Consider the following 18,483-nt stretch of genomic DNA (forward strand, 5'->3'; position numbering starts at 1 on the left):
ATCTGTCCTAAGTCTCTTCAACAGGAAGGAAAGCATCATGGGTATTTTTTCTCGCCTCGCCGATATCGTGAACTCCAATCTGAATGCGATTCTCGCTAATGCCGAGGACCCGCAGAAAATGATCCGTCTGGTCATTCAGGAAATGGAAGACACGCTGGTCGAGGTCCGCAGTCAGGCCGTCCGCACGATCGCCGAACGCAAACAGCTCGAACGCCGCGTCCGCACCATGATGCACGAAGAAGACGAATGGCACCGCAAGGCCGGTCTCGCCATCGAACGGGACCGCGACGATCTCGCCCGCGCGGCGCTGGCCGCCCGCCACAGCGTGGAACAGTCGCGCGAAGCACTGGAACAGCAGATCGCCCAGATCTCGGACGGGCTGGACCAGCAGAACGACGACATCTCCAAACTTCAGGCCAAGATCGCCGACGCCAAATCCCGCGAAAAGGCGCTCTCCATCCGCGCCCGCACCGCGCAGGGCCGCCTGAAAACCCGCGAAAAACTCTACGACACCCGCATCGACGACACGCTGAACCGTTTTGATCAGGTGGAACGCGCTCTTGATGAGCTTGAAGGCAAGGCAGAGGCGTATGATCTGGGCCGCCGCACCGGCCACCCCACCCTTCAGGAGGAACTCGCAGCCCTTGAAACCGATGCCGTCGTGGAAAACGAATTCGAAGCCCTCAAGCGCCGTGTGGCCGAAAAGAAAAGCGCAGGCTGAGAAAAGGCTGACCGAAAGGCCCAAGGCATGAATTCGTCCATCTTCCCCTTCCTTGTTCCCATCACAGCCATCATCTGCTGGTCTGTCGTCAGCATGGTCAAACATGCCAACGGCTCACCAAAAGGTACGCCCCAGCAGGACCCCATGCTTCAGGCCGCCCTGACACAGGCCGAAGCCCATGCTACGCGTCTGGAAGAAAGGATCGACCAGCTCGAACGCATCCTCGACGAGGATATCCCGGGCTGGAGAGCAAGGAACGCACGATGACACGCCGCCCCGTCCTCTTTTCCGGCCGCCGCCCGGCGCTTCTGGCTCTGCTGGCGGGTACCGTCCTGCTGTCGCCCGCAGCCCACGCCGCGCGCATGACCCTGTCCGGAGAGGATCTGGACCTGTCGATCCCCTGCACCGGACAGGTCAGGGTCGTGGTCGATCCCAACATGAAGGACGGGGCAACGCTTGATTCAAGCAGCCTCGCACAGGTCTCCATGCATACCGGCAAGGAAGAAGCGCAAAGCCGCATCTCCATCGCCACAAAGTCCTGCGCCCCCAACGGAAAGCTGACAATCAGCATTTCCCCCAGCACCGGCCTGACAATCCACGACAGCCACGACACGCATTTCGTCATCGCCGGAAAGCTCGCCTCCCTGGACGCCAGCCTCGATTCCGCCACCATGGACATCGAAAACACCCAGTCCCTCGACCTGGACATGCAGGGCGCCTCCAGCGTCCACATCCACTCCCTCGAACGTGCCGCCCAGATCGTGGCCTCCGGCACCTCGACGCTGACGGCTGATACGGCGCAGCTCGCGGCTCTTTCGGTGCAGTTGACGCAGAATGCGGGCATGACGCTCTCGGGGGGCACTATCGACGCCCTGACGCTGATTACGGCCGATCAGGCCAGCGCCACCATTCTGGCTCACGCCACGGTGGCGACGGTCGCAGCCAACGGAACAGGTGACGTCAATATCGAGGCGGTTACAGGGCCAATGGTGCGCTCGGGAAAAGGCACCGTCCGCGTCGGCGCGGAGAATGGCGTGATCTATCGTCCCACGCCGCCGCCACCGGCTGCCGTACCGACGCCTCCTCCCGCAGCGCCGCAGCCCTCCCTTCCGGTCCAGACGCCCCCTGCCAGCGCGACCACGACCGTTCCGGCCCCCGTGGTCACGCCTCCGGCTGCTTCCGCGCCCGTCATGCAGGCACCTGTGGTTCAGCCCCCTACGGTTCAGGCCCCAACCACGCCAACCGTGGTTCCGGCTCCCGCGCCTGTCCGCCAGCCTTCCGCGCCTGACAGCCCTGCCATCCCGCAGGCGCCCAGCGTTCCGACTCCCTCAAAAGACGCCGCGTCGAAGGCGCCGCAAACAGCGCAGGCGCCTGCCAGCCTTCCTGTCACAAGCGCGCCCGCCCAGACCGCGCCGCAGACAACGATTCCGGCTCCCGCAGTGACCCCCGCCGCCCCAGCAGCAAATCCGACCGCACCCTCGACGATCGGAAAGAGCGCTCAGAACGGCGCTCAGGGAGAATAGGGATGCGCCACCATCTGCATGCGCGCCTGACTCTGCTCGCGCTTCTGAGTTGCGGTGCCGCGCCCGCGCCACCAGCCCCTCCGGCACCTCCCTCGCCTCCAGCCCCGCCGTCCTTCAACGTGTCCTCAACGAGCAGCCCTGACACGCTCGTCATCCCGGCGACATGTCTTGAAAACCTGTCCGTCGTGAGCGGCCCGAATGCGCATATCGTCTCCGGCAGCGGCAGCCTGAAAAAACATGGGGAACGCCTGACTTTCACGACCACTCCGCAGGACTGCGCGGCTCAGGACAGTGCGACCGTCATGGTTCCGGCCCGGACCAGCCTCGACATCCAGTCCTCCCACAACCATACGACGCTCTATCGCATCACTGGCGTTAACGGCGACGTCACGGCGGAGAGCGGACACGGCGATCTCGACATCGATCAGGCCAGCGGCCTGAACCTGACGATGACAGGCCCCGGAAACGTCTCGGTCGGGCGGCTGACGGGACGGATGACCGTGCAAAGCCTGTCCAGCGGCGACCTGCAGATCGGCGATCTCGCAGCTTCAAGCGCCAGCATCACGGCTATGTCTTCGGGCGATATCCGGATCGAACGTGGGAGCGCGGATGTTCTGACGGTCCGGGATTATGGCTCGGCCGATATTACGCTGAACGCCACGGCCCGCGATGCGGATCTGACCCTTCTCGGCAGCGGCGACATCACGCTTCAGAAGGTGAGCGAAACGCTGAAAAAGCGTCCTATCGGGTCCGGCACGCTCTCCGTGGAGGACACAGCCGGTGCGCGGATCACGACCGTGACCACACCGGACGGGTCCGCCATCCTCTCCGATGCGACACGCAAGGTTCTTGACCATCTCGATATCCATATGGATACGCCTGAGATCACTTTCGGCAACACATCCACTGTCCATCATTCCAGCGGTCATGGGGTGATTGGGCTGCTGCTGAAAATCTTTCTGATCATCTGGGCCGTGCGTCTTTTCCGACGCTATCGCCGGACAGGCGTTATTCCGTTCCGGGGAACGCTGGACAAGGCCGCCGCAGGATATGCGGAGGGTGTGCGGAGCTGGTCCCGGCACCGCGCGGCATGGCAGGAAACACCCGCCGCCAGCGCGACAGCCGTGATCAGGGATGCCGTGCTTGGTTTCCGGCGTCCGCAGCCCGAAGCCGCGGAAGATTTCTCCCGCTCCGTCCCGCCGGGCCATCCCCTGGCCCGGCTTCAGGATCGGCTGGCGCGCATGGAGCGCAGGCTCGGCCTGATCGAACGCTGCGTTACATCCTCCGATTTCAGTCTGGAGCGGCAGTTCCGGGATCTGGAGCGGACCGACGGCCGACGCGCCTGAATGCAGGACGGAAACTTTGACGTCCGGATGCAGGCAGGGTAGGGGCTGAAGGGTGAATGCCGTTCTTGACCCCATAGCGGCCCTTGGCCGCGCCGCTCTCGGCCTTATCAAGCAAGCAGGTGCTCTGGCCCTGTTCGCGCTGGAGGCTCTGTCGCATCTGGTGCGACCGCCCTTTTACTGGCGGATTTTCTTCTCCAGCCTGATCGAGACGGGGTTCTTCTCCCTTCCCGTTGTGGCGCTGACGGCCCTGTTTTCAGGGGCCGTGATCGCACTTCAGTCCTATGTGGGCTTCGGGCAGTATCATGTGCAGAGCGCCATTGCCGGGATCGTCGTCCTTGCCGTGACCCGTGAGCTTGGCCCTGTTCTAGCCGGGCTGATGGTCGCCGGGCGCGTAGGCGCGGCCATGTCCGCACAGATCGGCACCATGCGCGTGACCGACCAGATTGACGCGCTCACCACGCTGTCCACCGATCCGATGAAATATCTCGTGACGCCGCGTCTTCTGGCCGGAACGCTCGCGCTGCCCTGTCTCGTGCTGGTCGCAGATATTCTGGGTGTCATGGGTGGCTTCACGGTTTCGGTCGCCAAACTCGGTTTTTCGCCCTCGACCTACATCACGGCCACGCTGGATTCGCTCAAGACGATGGATGTCGTCGTCGGCCTCGTCAAAGCGGCGGTGTTCGGATTCCTAATCGCGCTTCTGGGCTGCTATAACGGCTATAACAGCCGTGGCGGCGCAGAGGGCGTGGGCTCGGCCACGACAGCCGCTGTCGTGGGCGCGTCCATCCTGCTCCTGCTGTTCGATTATCTCCTGACAGATCTGTTCTTCTCACAATGAGCAATTCCCTAGGCATCCCAAAGATCCGCATCCGCGGCCTGCACAAGGCTTTCGGCTCCAAGATCGTGCTTGATGGCGTGGATCTCGATGTCGAAGCTGGCACGTCCATGGTCATCATCGGCGGGTCCGGCTCTGGGAAATCCGTCCTGCTGCGCTGCATTCTCGGTCTGATCGAGCCCGACGCCGGAACAATCGAGATCGACGGCGAAAACCTGCTGACGGCTTCGCGTTCCAAGCAGGATGCCCTGCGTCGGCAGATCGGCATGCTGTTCCAGAACGGTGCTCTGTTCGACAGCATGAGCGTTGGCGAGAACGTGGCGTTCGGCGTTCGCGCCAAGCATTCCGACCGCAATGGCGCGACCCCGTCCCGCACGCAGGCACTGCAAATAGCCGGAGGTCTGCTCGAACAGGTGGGGCTGGACCCGTCTGTCGGCGAACTCAGCCCGTCTGAGCTTTCGGGCGGTATGCAGAAACGCGTCGGTCTAGCGCGCGCCATTGCGGGCAATCCCAACATCATGTTCTTCGATGAACCCACGACCGGGCTGGACCCGATCATGGGCGCCGTCATCGACGGGCTGATCGTGGACTGCGTGCAGAAGCTCGGCTCCACCGCCATTGCCATCACTCACGATATGGCCTCGGCCCAGCGGATTGGGAACCGTGCGGCGATGCTCTATCGCGGGAAGCTGATCTGGCAGGGCGAAGCGTCCGAGCTCATGAATTCGGGCAACGCCATGGTGGATCAGTTCACCCATGGCCGACGCGAAGGCCCCATCACCATGGAGCTACGCAAATGAGCCTCCTGCCCCGTTTCCCGAAAACCGATCCCATTATCTGGAAGCGCATCGGGCTGAGCTATCTGATCGCCCTGCCGCTCCTGTTCATAATGTTCCGTCATCAGCCCGCACATCCGAACATGGTGCTTCAGCTTCTTGGGTTTCTGCTGATTATTGTGGTCTCGCGGCTTCTGGCGCGGTTGATTCTGCGGACGCGGGAGTAAGGATTCCGGGCTCTGCCCGGGCCCGGCAGGGATCTTGATCCCTGCACCCTGATTCTAAAGGTTTCCAAAGGTCGCGACCTTTGGTGGGGTCCGGGGCAAAGCCCCGGCTGGATCAACGGTTAAGCACTCCCTATATACTGGGTTTGTTCCCCTCAAATCGAAGAGACCAGCCTTGGCCAAAAAGCCGACCACCCGTTACGTCTGCCAGAACTGTGGCGCCACCTATCCGAAATGGAACGGGAAATGCGAGGCCTGCGGCGAATGGAACACGCTGGTTGAAGAGACGGTCGAGCCGACGGCCCGCAAGACCGGCAAGCTGAGTTCAGGGCGCCTGCAAACAGTCCGGCTGGATGGCGAAACGCGCCCGCCCCCGCGCATTACGACAAGCATTGCCGAACTGGACCGCGTTCTGGGCGGAGGTCTTGTCCCGGCGTCCGTCGTGCTGGTCGGCGGTGATCCGGGCATCGGCAAATCCACGCTCATGCTCCAGACGACCTGCGCGCTCGCGCGGTCGGGGCATCGCGTCCTGTATGTGTCGGGCGAAGAATCGGTGGACCAGATCCGCATCCGCGCCCAGCGGCTGGGTCTGGACCGTGATCCCAAAATGCTGGACTCGCTGGATCTTGCGGCCTCCATCAATGTCGGGGAAATCGTGGGCTCGCTGGAGCAGGACCGGGCGCATACGGTCGTGGTCATCGATTCCATCCAGACGATGTGGCTGGAAAGCGTGGAAAGCTCGCCGGGATCGGTCTCCCAGGTGCGGGCGAGTGCGTTCGAGCTGATCCGGCTGGCCAAGACGCTCGGTTTTGCGCTGATCCTGATCGGGCATGTCACGAAGGAAGGCTCCCTCGCCGGGCCACGTGTTCTGGAACACATGGTCGATGCGGTCATGTATTTCGAGGGCGATCGCGGGCATCAGTTCCGTATCCTGCGCGCGGCCAAAAACCGCTTTGGCGCGACCGACGAAATCGGCGTTTTCGCCATGACCGATATCGGGCTGACAGAAGTGCCTAATCCCTCCGCGCTGTTTCTGGCGGAGCGGCGGGGCAATATCGCGGGCTCGGCCGTTTTTGCAGGGCTGGAGGGCACGCGCCCGGTCCTGCTGGAAATTCAGGCGCTGCTGTCTCCCAAGGCCGGAGATGGGGCGCCGCGACGGGCTGTTGTGGGCTGGGATACGTCGCGACTGAACATGCTGCTGGCCGTGCTGGATTCCCGATGTGGCCTCAAGCTTGCGAATATGGACGTCTATCTGAACATCGCGGGCGGTTTGCGCGTGAACGAACCGGCTGCCGATATGGCGGTGGCCGCGGCCCTTGTGTCCGCCGCCACGGGCCATCCGACCTCCCCCAGTGCCGCCTATTTCGGCGAAGTCGGGCTTTCGGGCGAAATCCGGCAGGTCAGTCAGGCCGATCTGCGTCTCAAGGAAGTCGCCAAGCTGGGCTTTGGCGAGGCCATTCTGCCCCGGCGCGTCTCGGCGGCTTCCGCGCGGGTCAAGCCGCCCACAGGCCTGAAACTACGCGAAATCGGACATCTGACGGATCTGGTCGGGCTGTTTTCCGACAAGGACGAATAACAGAAGCTTTCAGAAGCGGAAGACGACATTGGACTGGGCGTAGCTTCCGCTTTTGCCGCCCGCCGCATGTAACCCGTTCGAGGCCATGAACCGCGCGCCATAGATCTGCCAGGTCAGGTGCCGGTTAAGCTGGAGCTTGAGGGACGCCTGCGGCACCACGCCGATATAGCCGCCGTGATAGGTTTTCGAGAATGTGTACGGGCCGGACGAGTTCCAGATCGCGCCATCAGCATTCTCCCGCCACATGAACGGCACCTTGAACTGGATGCTCGCAAAGCCTTTCCAAGGCGTGACGCTCAGGACTGGCGAGAGGCTGACGAGGTTGGAGGGCTGGATGTAGGTCGTGGTGTCCAGATAATTCGTCTGCGGGTTGAAGGGCGCCATATAGGTGCGAACCGGGCCGGCCGTTCCGTTGGCCCCGCCGGAATACAGATCCGCCTGAACGCCGATGAATGGATGCAGTGGCGAAGGCGTATGCCGGTATCCCACGATTGTATTGACCGAATAAGCCTGCACGTCGCTCTTTTTCGCGCTGCCTGATTTCTGGAACGTCCCATCCTGATAGAGACCCCCAAACGAATATTCGAAAGACGCGGCGGTACCGTACCAGCGGAAGCCGACATTCCCGCGTGAAGACGTGCCTTTCAGGGCACCGGATGCGAGGGGGACGACGGACAGGCTGCCGCCATAGCGATAGCCGTAATAGAAAATATCCAGAAATGAATGAACCGTCTCGCTACCTATGGAAAACTGCGGCACGAGAGCCGTGATGTCCCCGCCATACAGGCGCGTGTTGTAATCTTCCGTATCGTGGAACATCAGGGTCGCGTCGGTCTTGGTCTGGACGAAATCGAACGCATCCACGCGGATATTGGGCCAGATCGCATAAATGCGCCCGCCGTTCCATGACAGCGGCACGTTGGGCGTTTCGCGGTTATACAGAACGTAAGACGGCGCATCGAGGAACTGCTGACGGCCGAACATGAAGCCGGTCTGCGCACCTGCGAGCTTGCCTTTGAACTCAATGAAAGCCTGCTGGAGATCCAGCCGTTTGCGGTACGTCGTATTGTAGCCGAAGCCTTTCCAGCCCCCCGCATCCGCATTGATGAGCTGCCCGAACAACCTTACATGCTCGCCCAGATGCAGGTCCGCGCCATACAGGTTCCGCACACCGAACCGGCCGGAATTGCTGTTGCCCTTCTTCCCCAGAAAAGGCGCCTCCTCGTACCAGTTGCGCAGACGCGTTTCGCCGGAAAAGGACAGCCAGATCGTTCTCGCATCATTCAGGGCGATGAACTTCAGCGGATCGAACGGGTCGTCCCGGCGCTTTTTGTCGCGCAGGAAACTCCAGTCCTCCGCCCAGGGGGCCACACCGTAACGACCGACCGGTCCGAAGCCCGCTGATTCGCCGTTACCATAACTGAACGCGCCCCACGGACCCTGCCGCCCCTGCGGCGCATGGTTCTGACTGGCCACAACACGGCGCGGCTGGCCCACGACGCCAGCATGGGGATAGTTCTGGATGGGGGGACGTTCCGTAGAAAGAACGTGGATCCATTCTTCCGGACGTGCAGTCGGGACGGTGGACGAATCGGCTGCCGCTGCCAGTCGGGAGGTGCAGATTCCAAGCGCCATCATAGCCAGAATGGACCGATTCCGATATGAATGATGACGTAACATGCCCTGCAAACTCCAGACGGGGTTCGCAGAACATTATGCAGACCTGAAAAAACATCAATCATGATGGTTTTAAATAAAAATGACTATTTTTTTTAGTATTTAATCTAGCCGGGCAATGTCCATCTGCCCCCGCGTCAGATCCCGCAGCCAGTCCGTGATGGCATCCGCCTCTTCGACTGGCACGGCCAGCGTCATCCACGCGCCTTCGGCGTCGAACTCGCATTCCGTCCGGCTCGCACGCCAATTTTCGATCTTGGACTCCACCATCGCATAGCTGGAAAACGGGCAGTGAAAGCGCAGAGGCACGGTTTCGATCCGCTCGATCCGTTCTGCCTCGCGCAGACAGGCCGACGCCGCGCCGCCATAGGCCCGCACCAGCCCCCCGGCCCCGAGCTGCACGCCACCATACCAGCGTGTAACGACGATCATGACATTGTCGAAATCCTGCCCTTCGATGGCGGACAGAATGGGCCGCCCGGCCGTCCCTCCGGGTTCGCCGTCATCGCTGCACCGGAAGCGCTGACCGGTTTTGAAGGCCCAGCAGTTATGGGTCGCCTCCAGCACGGCGACGTCACGAAAGAAGGCCATGGCGGCGGCTTCGTCTTCCACAGGAGCTGCGGAAGCGCGGAAAACGCTGTTCTTAATCACACTTTCGTAGGTCGCGAGGCCGGGTAGAGTCCATGTCATGGCTTTCCTTCTGCATCAGGATCGCCGAAATGTCAGGATGGGGTAGGGAAACGCTGCCCGTTCTGTTAAGGGTAGCCCCCATGTTTTCGGATCTGACCGGTCGGCTGAATGCCGTCTGCGCGCGTCGTGCGCCCCTCGTTCTGGCGCTGTTTGCACTGCTCTGTGCCGCCTGCGTTGCCCTGAGTGTCACACGCATCAGCGTGACGACGGACACGAGCAAGATGTTTGCCAACAGTCTGCCGTGGAAAAAGCGGAGCATGGAGCTGACGCGCCTGTTCCCGCAGGACAGCAACCAGCTCGTCGCCATCCTCGACAGCCGCATCCCCGAACAGGGACGCATCGCGGCACGGGAGCTTGCGGCCACGCTTTCGCAGGACCACACGCATTTCAAGACGGTCAGCCTCCCCGGCGACAACCCTTTCTATAACAGTCACGGCTTCCTGTTCCTCGACACGAAGGATCTGGAGCCGCTGCTGGATTCGATCGTCTCCGCACAGCCCTTCCTTGGCACACTGGCAGCCGATCCGTCTGCGCGCGGGCTGTTCGGCGCGCTGGGCCTGATCGGTGAGGGCATCAAGGCCGGTCAGGGCATCCCCAGCGGCTTCAACGGCGCGCTGGACGGCTTCGCAACTTCTCTGACACAAGCCGCGGACGGCCATCCGCAGGATATGTCCTGGCAGAACCTGCTGATCGGCAAGCTGGCGGAACTGGGCTCGCGCTACGAATTTGTCGTCACACAACCCAAGCTCGATTACAGCTCCTTCCAGCCCGGCGAAGGCGCTACGACCGCCATGCGTCAGGCGATCAACAACCTTGAATTCGTGAAAACGAAGCAGGCCACCGGCATCATTACCGGTGAAGTGAAGCTGTCGGATGAGGAGTTCTCTACCGTCGCTCACGGCATGGTGCTGGGGCTCATCATTTCACTGGTTCTGGTCGCGGTCTGGCTGATTCTTGCGGTCCACTCCCCGCGCGTCATCCTTCCGATCCTGCTGACCCTCATTGCTGGCCTGCTGCTGACGACCGGCTTTGCGGCTCTGGCTGTGGGTGAGCTGAATCTGATCTCGGTGGCGTTTGCCATCCTGTTCGTCGGCATCGCGGTCGATTTCGCCATCCAGTACAGCGTGCGCCTGCGCGGACAGCGCAACCCGGACGGCTCGTATCCGTCCCTGCATGACGCCATCGTTCTGACAGGTCAGGAAAGCGGCGCGCAGATCCTTGTCGCAGCCCTCGCCACAGCGGCGGGCTTCCTGGCGTTCTATCCCACGAGCTTTATTGGTGTGGCGCAGCTCGGGCTGATCGCAGGTTTCGGCATGCTGATCGCCTTTTTCTGCACGATGACGCTTCTGCCAGCCCTGCTGTCCGTCTTTCGCGCGAAGCTGGGCAGCGGAGAGCCGGGCTTTGCGTTCATGGCGCCTGCGGACGCGTTCCTGCGCCACAAACGCCACAAGGTCGTCGGCATCTTCGCCCTTCTGGGCATCGTGGGGCTGGCCCTTATGCCGCTCCTGAAGTTCGACGCCGACCCGCTGCACACCAAGGACCCCAACACCGAGGGAATGCGGGCGCTCCATTTGCTGGAAGCCAATCCGCTCACGACGCCCTACAGCGCGCAGGTCCTGACCCCGAACCTGACGGACGCGGCGAAAGAGGCAGCGGAATTCTCGAAGCTTCCCAGCGTGCATGACGTGCTGTGGCTCGGCGCGCTGGTTCCCGATGACCAGAAAACCAAGCTGGCCATGATCGAGGACACCGCCTCCATTCTCCTGCCGACCATCACGGTCGCCAATCCTGAACCCGCACCGGACGCTGCCGCCATCCGCGCTGCCGCCATCGCCGCCGTGCAGAAGCTGGACGCCGTAAAGGAGCAGCTTCCCGCACCGTTGGAGAAAATCCGTCAGGCGCTGCACACGCTTTCCACGGCACCGGACAACACGCTGCTTCAGGCCAGCACCGCCCTGACGCGCTTCCTGCCGGACGAACTTTCGATGCTGCGGATGGCGCTTCAGCCCGCGCCCGTTACGATGGAAAACATTCCGCAGGATGTGCGCCGCGACTATGTTCTGCCTGATGGCCGCGCACGGCTGACAATCCATCCCAAGGGGCAGATGTCCGAAACGCCGGTGCTGCACCGCTTCGTCAGCGAACTGCGTTCGGTCAATCCGGATGTTGCTGGCCCCGCGATGGAAATCACGGAAAGTGCCAATACAATCGTCCATGCCTTCAAGGTGGCGGCTATCTGCGCCCTCATCATGATCGCCATCATCCTGCTGGTCGTACTGCGCCGCCTGCTGGATGCCGCCCTTGTCATGGCACCGCTGCTGATGTCGACCCTCCTGACCGTCATCCTGATCGTCACGGTGCCGGAGACGCTGAACTACGCCAACATCATCGCCCTGCCGCTGCTTCTGGGTGTGGGCGTGTCGTTCAACATCTATTTCGTCATGAACTGGCGCGAAGGGGTGAAGGGCCCGCTGACGTCTCCGACGGCGCGCGCGGTGCTGTTCTCCGCCCTGACGACCGCCACGGCTTTCGGCTCCCTCGCCCGCTCGGGCCATCCGGGCACGGCGAGCATGGGGCGACTGCTTCTGATGTCCCTTGGCTGCACACTGCTCTGCACGATGGTATTCGTCCCGGCTCTGCTGCCCAAACGCCCAACCGACGAGGCCTGATTCCAGGCATCCTCTGCTGACACGGCTTGCCGCAATGTGACGGGCATTCTGGCAACCGTGCGTTTCCTCAGGGGTTGAGATCTTCTGCAACGGAGGATCGCCCCTTGACCACAGAACATTCAGGCTTGCCGCGTGGCATCGACCATGTCGGCGTCACCGTCCCGGACATCAACTCTGCCATCCGCTTTCTTGAAGAAGCGTTCGGGGCAGTTGCCCTCTACCGAAACGTCACCCGCACCGCGCCTCAGAAAGGTCCGGAGACGGAAAAAATCCTCGGCCTTCCGGGCGGCACCGTCGTCATCGAAATGTGCATGATGGCGCTCGGTCATGGACCAGGCATCGAACTGTTCGAGATGAAAGGCCCTGACCAGCGCGAGGCCGCGCGCCCGTGCGACTGGGGCCTTCAGCATTTCGCCGTCTATGTCGATGACATTCACGCGGCCTGCCACCGTTTCCAGAAGGCCGGTGGCACTCTCCTGACCGAACCACAGGGCCAGCCCTCTCTCGAAGCCGCACCGGGCAACATGTTCTGCTACGGCCGCACGCCCTGGGGCATGATCGTCGAGCTGGTCTGCACGCCGCATCAGGAACGCTTCAACGACATCGCTCCCATGAACCGATATCAGCCACCCGCCCTGAAAGGATCAGACGCATGACACGCCTTCTTCCCCTAGCTGCGGCACTCCTTGTGGTAACGGCCTTCGGTGCCGCACACGCTGCTGATCCCACTCCGCCAACGGCCTGGTACTGGCATAACTGGACGGACCATGACGGCATCAGTCACATGACCCGCTGCCCGTTCCATAATTACGATCTGAAAACCATGTCCAAACCCGCAGGGCCGCAATGGCAGGACCATGTGCATGAAGGCAATGCCCGGATCATTTCCACTGTACAGCCCGCGCACTGGGACGGAAGCTGGCACCCCGACCCCAAAGTCCAGTGGATCATTCCGCTGAAGGGCTCCTGGTACGTGACGGCCATGGATGGAAAAAAGGTCGTCATGGGACCCGGGGACGTCTCCCTCGGCGAAGACCAGATGAGTCGCAAGGACGCAAAAGGCCATATTGGTCATTTCGCGGGCAATATCGGCGACGGCCCCGTCACCCTGATGGTCATCCAGACGGATGAACAGCCAACCACGGATCAGCCCTGCCGTTTTCATTAGGGTTTGGAAATGGTCGTACATTCTGCCGTCAAAAAGTACGACCATCTCTAAAGACAGCAGCCAACGTAAAACCGTAACAACCTTTATGATTCGTTATTAATGAGCAAAAAACGGCCCTCGAATCGTTTTTCCTTTGTTTTCTGGTAGGTTCAGGGGAAGAAAAATCTTCCATATGAACGATTATAAATCGCTACTAAGTTACTTTTCGGATTTTATGAAGAATGCCCGATAGCACCTAGATATCAAAAAAGAATTCCATATATACATGAGGATTATTTTTTAGCATTAAAAGAAAAAATATAGACGAATGAAATAATTTTAATTTATTGGTTATTTAGAATATTTTCCTCGATATATATAAATATCATTTAGTTTTTATATTTATTTAAATCATATTGGTTTTTATATTTATTTTTTATATTTATATTTACTTTATTCTTTCTGAATTTATTTGAAATAAAACTCCGAAATACGAAAATGTGACATAAGCGCAACGCCTTTCATGACATGTGTCAAGCATGTTGCATTTTCGTAGCAGAAGCATTGCACACCGTTTCGATTTTCGATGAACATGTCGCCAGAGATACAAAAATTTCATGCGACCTTATCGAGAAGGGACAACGGCCGCGATGACCACCTCTGTGCAACATTCACTCAAAAGACGCACACCTGCGCCCCGGACAGTCGTCCGGATGTTCCTGATGGCCGGCATTTCCTACAGCGTTCTGCCCAGCATCAGCGCTCATGCACAGACCACAACGACAGCCCCTACAAAACATGCTGCCGTTCATAAGAGTGCTACCAAGAAAAAGGCACATACAAAAACCGCCACCGCAACGACCGCCCCAACGGCGGCAGCTCCGGTCGTCGCTCCAGTCACGGCAACAGCAGCAACCAGCACCAACAGTAAGGTCATGCGAGACGCCGAAGCGTCTGCTGAAGCTGAAAATCTGAAGGTTTCTGAAACGGTTACGGTCACTGGCACGCGTCTGTCGCAGACGCGTCTGACAAACGTCATGGCTGGTACGTCACTGTCTGCAGACCAGATCAAGAAGCGCGGATACACCGATATCGGCATCGCGCTGATGCGTGAAAACCCGGCTTTCGGCGTCGGCGACAATACGCCAATCGGTGCCCAAGGCAGCTTCGGCGCCGGTCAGTCCTTCACCTCCCTGCTCAACTTGGGCAGTGACCGGACCCTGACGCTAATCGATGGTATGCGCATGGTAGGTGGCTCGACGGCCTCTCTGTACGGCGCGGGCTCGGGCTCCCAGGTCGACGTCAGCGCCGTTCCGACCTCTCTTCTAAAGGGTGTGGACACCAAGCTTGGTGGCGCTGGCGCTGCTTATGGCGCGGACGCCGTTGCCGGTGTGGTTAACTACCAGCTTGATGATCACTTCACGGGTGTGGACTTCAATGCTCAGGGCAACTGGAGCCAGAAGCTCGATGCCCCCGGCGAAAAAATTACCTTCAAAGTCGGCCATGATTTCGATCACGGCAAGGGAGGCATGGTCTTTGACGTTGAATACCGCAATCAGGGCGGTATGCTGGACAATGACCGTATCAACCTGACCGGGCGTGACCGGATCGGCTATGTCCGCGCACCGTACGGCAGCACAAACTCTCCCTATATCTATAATTTCGACAAGGCTTCCCGCAACATCACTGCTACCGTAACCGGTATTCCACAGCTGACGGGCGAAAATGTTCCCATCTCGTATGGCAAAGTTGTGGATGGCATTTCGAATGCCGCAGGTCAGCCACTAATGTTCAGCCGGAACGGGCAGTCTCTCGTTCCTGTCACGTGGAACTACGCAACAAAAAGCTCAACAACTGTGGTAGGGGGTAACGGAACTGCCCTTCAGGACTACGGCCAGCTCTTCACCCCGACCAACAAGCTCAACCTGACACTGCTCGGTCATTACGATATCACCGATCATATTCATGCAACGTGGCAAGGCTGGTACGCTCGCGGAACAGCGTCCAGTGAGGTCGCACAGGGCACCTGGAGCACGCCATCATTCAATGAGCCACTGACTCTGGAGAATTATCACAACGATGGTGCCGTAACAGGTGCTTACCAGCTCAGCACGAACAATCCGTTTCTGACATCTGCTGAACAGACAACGATCAAGAACGCACTTGCCGCCAAAGGTCTGCCGACCGACACATTCTATATGTCGCGTCTGAATCAGGACCTGGACGGCGGGATGTTCCAAACAACGATGCAGATGTTCCGCTTCCAGGGCGGCCTGAATGGTGACTTCGACGCCGTCGGTCGTCACTTCAACTGGAAAGTCCAGGGCGAATACAGCCGCTACCTGAACGATACATGGGCACCGTCCATCGTAGCACAGAACCTCATCAATGCGGTTAATTCCACAACGGATGCGAACGGTAACATCATCTGCTCCCCCGGCTACACCAACGCACCTGTAAAGACTCGCAGTGCTACCTGCGCACCGTTCAATCCTTTCGGTACGGGTCAGTCTTCGCCAGCAGCCGTGAATTACATAACGGCAGATGCCCATCAGAAAAATGCCAACGCACAGCGTGATATTCAGGGCGAAATTTCCAGCACAGTAATGCGGCTCCCCGCAGGCGACGTGAAATGGGATATCGGTTATGAACATCGTCGTGAGGGTTATCGCTTCACTCCCGATGCGTTCTCCCGCGGGTGGCTACAGAGCGACGGTTCGTATCTGCAATACGGCAACGCAACCTCACTTCCTCCCACTGGTGGCGCATATCACACGCATGAAGTTTTCGGTGAACTTGACGTTCCTCTGATCTCTCCCAGCATGCATGTCCCCGGCGCCTACAGCCTGTCCGCCACAGCGAACGGCCGTTACATCAACAACAGCATGACCGGCGGCTACTGGACGTACATGTTCGGTGGAGCATGGTGGCCGACACAGGACTTCGGCCTGAGCGGCAACTATGCACGCTCCGTGCGTAACCCATCTGTGACCGAACTATTCGCGCCCCGGAGCACAGACTATGAGTATGGTACCGACCCCTGCTCGACAGCGGGGATCGGCGCTGGCCCAAATCCTGCCATCCGTGCAGCAAACTGCGCAAAGGCCGGAATCAGCCAGCCTTTTGAATCCGACTTTAATAACTTCTCCATCACAGGCACGGCTGGCGGCAACAACAAGCTGAAGAACGAAGTCTCAACCAGCTATACAGGAAGCCTGGAACTTCGCCCGCACTTTATCCGCGGCTTTGACTTCACCGGCTCTTTCGTGGATGTAAAAATCAATAATGCGATCACGTATCTTGGCGCGGAAGATGTCATGGACGCGTGCTATGACTCGACGTCCTATGGTCCGAGCAACGCTTATTGCAATCTGTTCCAGCGTAATTCATCAACACATCAGCTTGAAAACTACCAAGTCGGCTACTACAATATTGCCAACTATGAGACGCAGGCCCTTCAGGCCCATCTCGAATACAACACATCCCTCACGCGTGTTGGCCTGCCTGCTTCTGCTGGTTCTGTTGGCCTCACAGGCACATATGTCCACTACCTGAAGAGCCAACAGTCGTATCTGGGCAGCAGCTATCTTCTGTCTGGTACAACGAGTGCACCAAACGACAGCTTCACGCTGAATGCCAACTACATTCGCGGCCCGCTCTCGGTTCAGTGGCAGACGATCTGGTATGGTCCAACAAAATATGCCGTTCAGGTTCCGTCTAACTATTATGCTGCTAACAACCGTCCTTCCTGGACTTACTTCAACCTGACGCTGGGCTATGACATCACCAAGAACTTCAGCGCCAACTTCATGGTGAACAACATCACCAATGCGCTGCCGAAATATCCCGGTACGGTCAGCCTGAATCGCTACTACGATGCGATCATCGGCCGTTCCTTCCAGATGAATCTCGGGGTTCATTTCTGATCCTGCGATCAGAGGGAAAACTGGAAAAAGGGGGGCTTCGGCCCCCCTTTTTTTGCCCGCAGCCCGAGACGAACATAAAAAAAGGGGCGGATTTTGATCCGCCCCGTTGCAATGCTCAGTGATCCAAAGAGACTCAACTCGTTTCTTTGGGCGTATGCTTGACCTTGATGTTGTAGCCCCTGAGCATTCCGTACCAGTAGAGCTTCGGAAACACTTCCGTTTTGAGGAACCATGCGAAACGGCTGGGTTTGCGCTGGTCATACGGGAAACTCGGCGCGACCTTGCCGCCATACAGGAACTCGGCCAGCACGACCTTGCCATAGGACACCGTGAGCGGGCAGGCGCCATAGCCATCATAGTTACCCGTCTGCGGGCGACCGTCGAGTGAGGCCAGAAGGTTTTCCACAACGACTGGAGCCTGTTCGCGGGCAGCCGCGGCGGTCTTGGCGTTGCTGGTGCCCAGGACGTCTCCGGCACCGAAAATATTGTCATAGGTCTTGTGCCGCAGGCTGGCCGGATCGACGTTCAGCCACCCGACTTCATTGGCCAGCGGGCTTGCCTTGATAAAATCCGGAGCACTTTGCGGCGGCACGACATGGAGCATGTCGAATGGCCGCACGACAGTCTCGTCCGTCCCGACGATCTGGAACGTGGCCTCGCGCTTCTCGCCATCCACCTTGATCAGGTTTTCCTGCTTGTGAAGGTTCACGCCGTAATAGTCGATCTGGCGCTGGAGCGACGGGACGTAATAGGACACGCCGAACAGCGCATTGCCCGCCATCGAGAAATCGACATCGGTGCGGTGGAGCGAACCTTCGCGGCGCCAGTGATCGCAGGCCAGATAGACGATTTTCTGCGGTGCGCCCGCACATTTGATGGGCATGGGCGGCTGCGTGAACAGCGCCTTGCCACCATCGAGATGCCGGATGCATTCCCATGTATAGGCGACTGTCTCGCGCGAATAGTTGGACGTCACGCCATTACGGCCCAGCGTCTCGGACAGACCTTCGATCTTGTCCCAGTCAAGCTGAAGACCGGGGCAGACAATCAGACGGCGATATTCGACGACGCGGCCGCCTTTCAGTGTCACGGTATTGGCTTCGGGCTGAAAGCTCTCAACGCTGTCCCGCAACCATTCGACATTGCGCGGGATCAGCCCGCCTTCCTGCCGCAACGTTTCGGGAAGCGTCATCACACCAGCACCCACCAGCGTCCAGCCGGGCTGATAGGCATGGGTCGTGGACGGCTCGATAATGGCGATCGAGAGGTTGGCGCGTTCGCGTCTGAGCTGGGCTGCGATGGTGATGCCAGCGGCACCACCGCCGACGATGACGACTGAGAAACGATCCTGATGTGTCGGGTCTGCCATGTTC

At 59.6% G+C, this 18,483-nt stretch carries 15 protein-coding genes; 12 read left to right on the forward strand and 3 right to left on the reverse strand.

The features are described 5' to 3' along the window. The first annotated feature begins 37 nt into the window (after nt 1–37). From pspA to radA, 8 genes are all read left to right on the forward strand, one after another. Complete coding sequence (pspA, locus tag HKD28_RS04475; RefSeq protein WP_099285830.1) at nt 38–721, forward strand: phage shock protein PspA; 684 nt, start codon at nt 38–40, stop codon at nt 719–721. 27 nt (nt 722–748) lie between these two features. Continuing rightward, nucleotides 749–988, forward strand: coding sequence for an envelope stress response membrane protein PspB (gene pspB, locus HKD28_RS04480; RefSeq protein ID WP_194267171.1), 240 nt, complete (start codon nt 749–751; stop codon nt 986–988). Next, a complete protein-coding gene (locus HKD28_RS04485) occupies nt 985–2,244 on the forward strand; it encodes a hypothetical protein (protein WP_194267174.1) in 1,260 nt (419 codons plus the stop codon). The genes pspB and HKD28_RS04485 overlap by 4 nt, the downstream gene beginning before the upstream one ends. A 2-nt stretch (nt 2,245–2,246) precedes the next feature. Then, nucleotides 2,247–3,590 carry a GIN domain-containing protein gene (locus HKD28_RS04490; protein WP_194267176.1) on the forward strand — a complete coding sequence of 448 codons (1,344 nt, stop codon included), beginning with the start codon at nt 2,247–2,249 and terminating at the stop codon, nt 3,588–3,590. A gap of 52 nt (nt 3,591–3,642) precedes the next feature. Then, the gene (locus HKD28_RS04495; RefSeq protein ID WP_062029251.1) at nt 3,643–4,428 is read left to right on the forward strand and encodes an MlaE family ABC transporter permease; all 786 of its coding nucleotides are present in this window, start codon (nt 3,643–3,645) and stop codon (nt 4,426–4,428) included. Then, the gene (locus HKD28_RS04500; RefSeq protein ID WP_194267186.1) at nt 4,425–5,225 is read left to right on the forward strand and encodes an ABC transporter ATP-binding protein; all 801 of its coding nucleotides are present in this window, start codon (nt 4,425–4,427) and stop codon (nt 5,223–5,225) included. The genes HKD28_RS04495 and HKD28_RS04500 overlap by 4 nt, the downstream gene beginning before the upstream one ends. Next, on the forward strand, nt 5,222–5,428 hold the full coding sequence (locus tag HKD28_RS04505) for a hypothetical protein (protein ID WP_194267490.1): 207 nt from the start codon (nt 5,222–5,224) through the stop codon (nt 5,426–5,428). Before HKD28_RS04500 ends, HKD28_RS04505 begins: the two co-directional genes overlap by 4 nt. A gap of 172 nt (nt 5,429–5,600) precedes the next feature. Beyond that, the gene (gene radA / locus HKD28_RS04510; protein WP_194267188.1) at nt 5,601–7,001 is read left to right on the forward strand and encodes a DNA repair protein RadA; all 1,401 of its coding nucleotides are present in this window, start codon (nt 5,601–5,603) and stop codon (nt 6,999–7,001) included. Nucleotides 7,002–7,010: 9 nt separating this feature from the next. Here radA and HKD28_RS04515 read toward each other — a convergent pair whose 3' ends face one another. After that, on the reverse strand, nt 7,011–8,681 hold the full coding sequence (locus HKD28_RS04515) for an alginate export family protein (RefSeq protein WP_194267191.1): 1,671 nt from the start codon (nt 8,679–8,681) through the stop codon (nt 7,011–7,013). A gap of 99 nt (nt 8,682–8,780) precedes the next feature. Continuing rightward, nucleotides 8,781–9,368, reverse strand: coding sequence for an IMPACT family protein (locus tag HKD28_RS04520; RefSeq protein WP_194267194.1), 588 nt, complete (start codon nt 9,366–9,368; stop codon nt 8,781–8,783). An 80-nt stretch (nt 9,369–9,448) separates the two neighbouring features. On the opposite strand from HKD28_RS04520, the gene HKD28_RS04525 reads away from it, so the two are divergent. The 4 genes from HKD28_RS04525 (at nt 9,449) to HKD28_RS04540 (ending at nt 17,110) form a co-directional block, all read left to right on the forward strand. Then, the gene (locus tag HKD28_RS04525; RefSeq protein ID WP_194267470.1) at nt 9,449–12,037 is read left to right on the forward strand and encodes an MMPL family transporter; all 2,589 of its coding nucleotides are present in this window, start codon (nt 9,449–9,451) and stop codon (nt 12,035–12,037) included. Between the two features lie 104 nt (nt 12,038–12,141). After that, complete coding sequence (locus tag HKD28_RS04530; RefSeq protein ID WP_194267196.1) at nt 12,142–12,693, forward strand: VOC family protein; 552 nt, start codon at nt 12,142–12,144, stop codon at nt 12,691–12,693. Then, the gene (locus HKD28_RS04535) at nt 12,690–13,205 is read left to right on the forward strand and encodes a cupin domain-containing protein (RefSeq protein WP_099285839.1); all 516 of its coding nucleotides are present in this window, start codon (nt 12,690–12,692) and stop codon (nt 13,203–13,205) included. The genes HKD28_RS04530 and HKD28_RS04535 overlap by 4 nt, the downstream gene beginning before the upstream one ends. 701 nt (nt 13,206–13,906) lie before the next feature. Continuing rightward, a complete protein-coding gene (locus tag HKD28_RS04540; protein ID WP_235993293.1) occupies nt 13,907–17,110 on the forward strand; it encodes a TonB-dependent receptor domain-containing protein in 3,204 nt (1,067 codons plus the stop codon). A gap of 133 nt (nt 17,111–17,243) precedes the next feature. Here HKD28_RS04540 and HKD28_RS04545 read toward each other — a convergent pair whose 3' ends face one another. Continuing rightward, on the reverse strand, nt 17,244–18,479 hold the full coding sequence (locus HKD28_RS04545; protein ID WP_194267201.1) for an NAD(P)/FAD-dependent oxidoreductase: 1,236 nt from the start codon (nt 18,477–18,479) through the stop codon (nt 17,244–17,246). Between the last annotated feature and the right edge of the window lie 4 nt (nt 18,480–18,483).

This window comes from Gluconobacter cadivus, assembly GCF_015244745.1.
Classification (GTDB): domain Bacteria; phylum Pseudomonadota; class Alphaproteobacteria; order Acetobacterales; family Acetobacteraceae; genus Gluconobacter; species Gluconobacter cadivus.

Coding starts and splice junctions, on each gene's coding strand:
- pspA (WP_099285830.1), top strand. CDS start 38: ATGGGTATTTTTTCTCGCCTCGCCGATATCGTGAACTCCAATCTGAAT.
- pspB (WP_194267171.1), top strand. CDS start 749: ATGAATTCGTCCATCTTCCCCTTCCTTGTTCCCATCACAGCCATCATC.
- HKD28_RS04485 (WP_194267174.1), top strand. CDS start 985: ATGACACGCCGCCCCGTCCTCTTTTCCGGCCGCCGCCCGGCGCTTCTG.
- HKD28_RS04490 (WP_194267176.1), top strand. CDS start 2,247: ATGCGCCACCATCTGCATGCGCGCCTGACTCTGCTCGCGCTTCTGAGT.
- HKD28_RS04500 (WP_194267186.1), top strand. CDS start 4,425: ATGAGCAATTCCCTAGGCATCCCAAAGATCCGCATCCGCGGCCTGCAC.
- HKD28_RS04505 (WP_194267490.1), top strand. CDS start 5,222: ATGAGCCTCCTGCCCCGTTTCCCGAAAACCGATCCCATTATCTGGAAG.
- HKD28_RS04515 (WP_194267191.1), bottom strand. CDS start 8,681: ATGTTACGTCATCATTCATATCGGAATCGGTCCATTCTGGCTATGATG.
- HKD28_RS04520 (WP_194267194.1), bottom strand. CDS start 9,368: ATGACATGGACTCTACCCGGCCTCGCGACCTACGAAAGTGTGATTAAG.
- HKD28_RS04525 (WP_194267470.1), top strand. CDS start 9,449: ATGTTTTCGGATCTGACCGGTCGGCTGAATGCCGTCTGCGCGCGTCGT.
- HKD28_RS04535 (WP_099285839.1), top strand. CDS start 12,690: ATGACACGCCTTCTTCCCCTAGCTGCGGCACTCCTTGTGGTAACGGCC.
- HKD28_RS04540 (WP_235993293.1), top strand. CDS start 13,907: ATGGCCGGCATTTCCTACAGCGTTCTGCCCAGCATCAGCGCTCATGCA.
- HKD28_RS04545 (WP_194267201.1), bottom strand. CDS start 18,479: ATGGCAGACCCGACACATCAGGATCGTTTCTCAGTCGTCATCGTCGGC.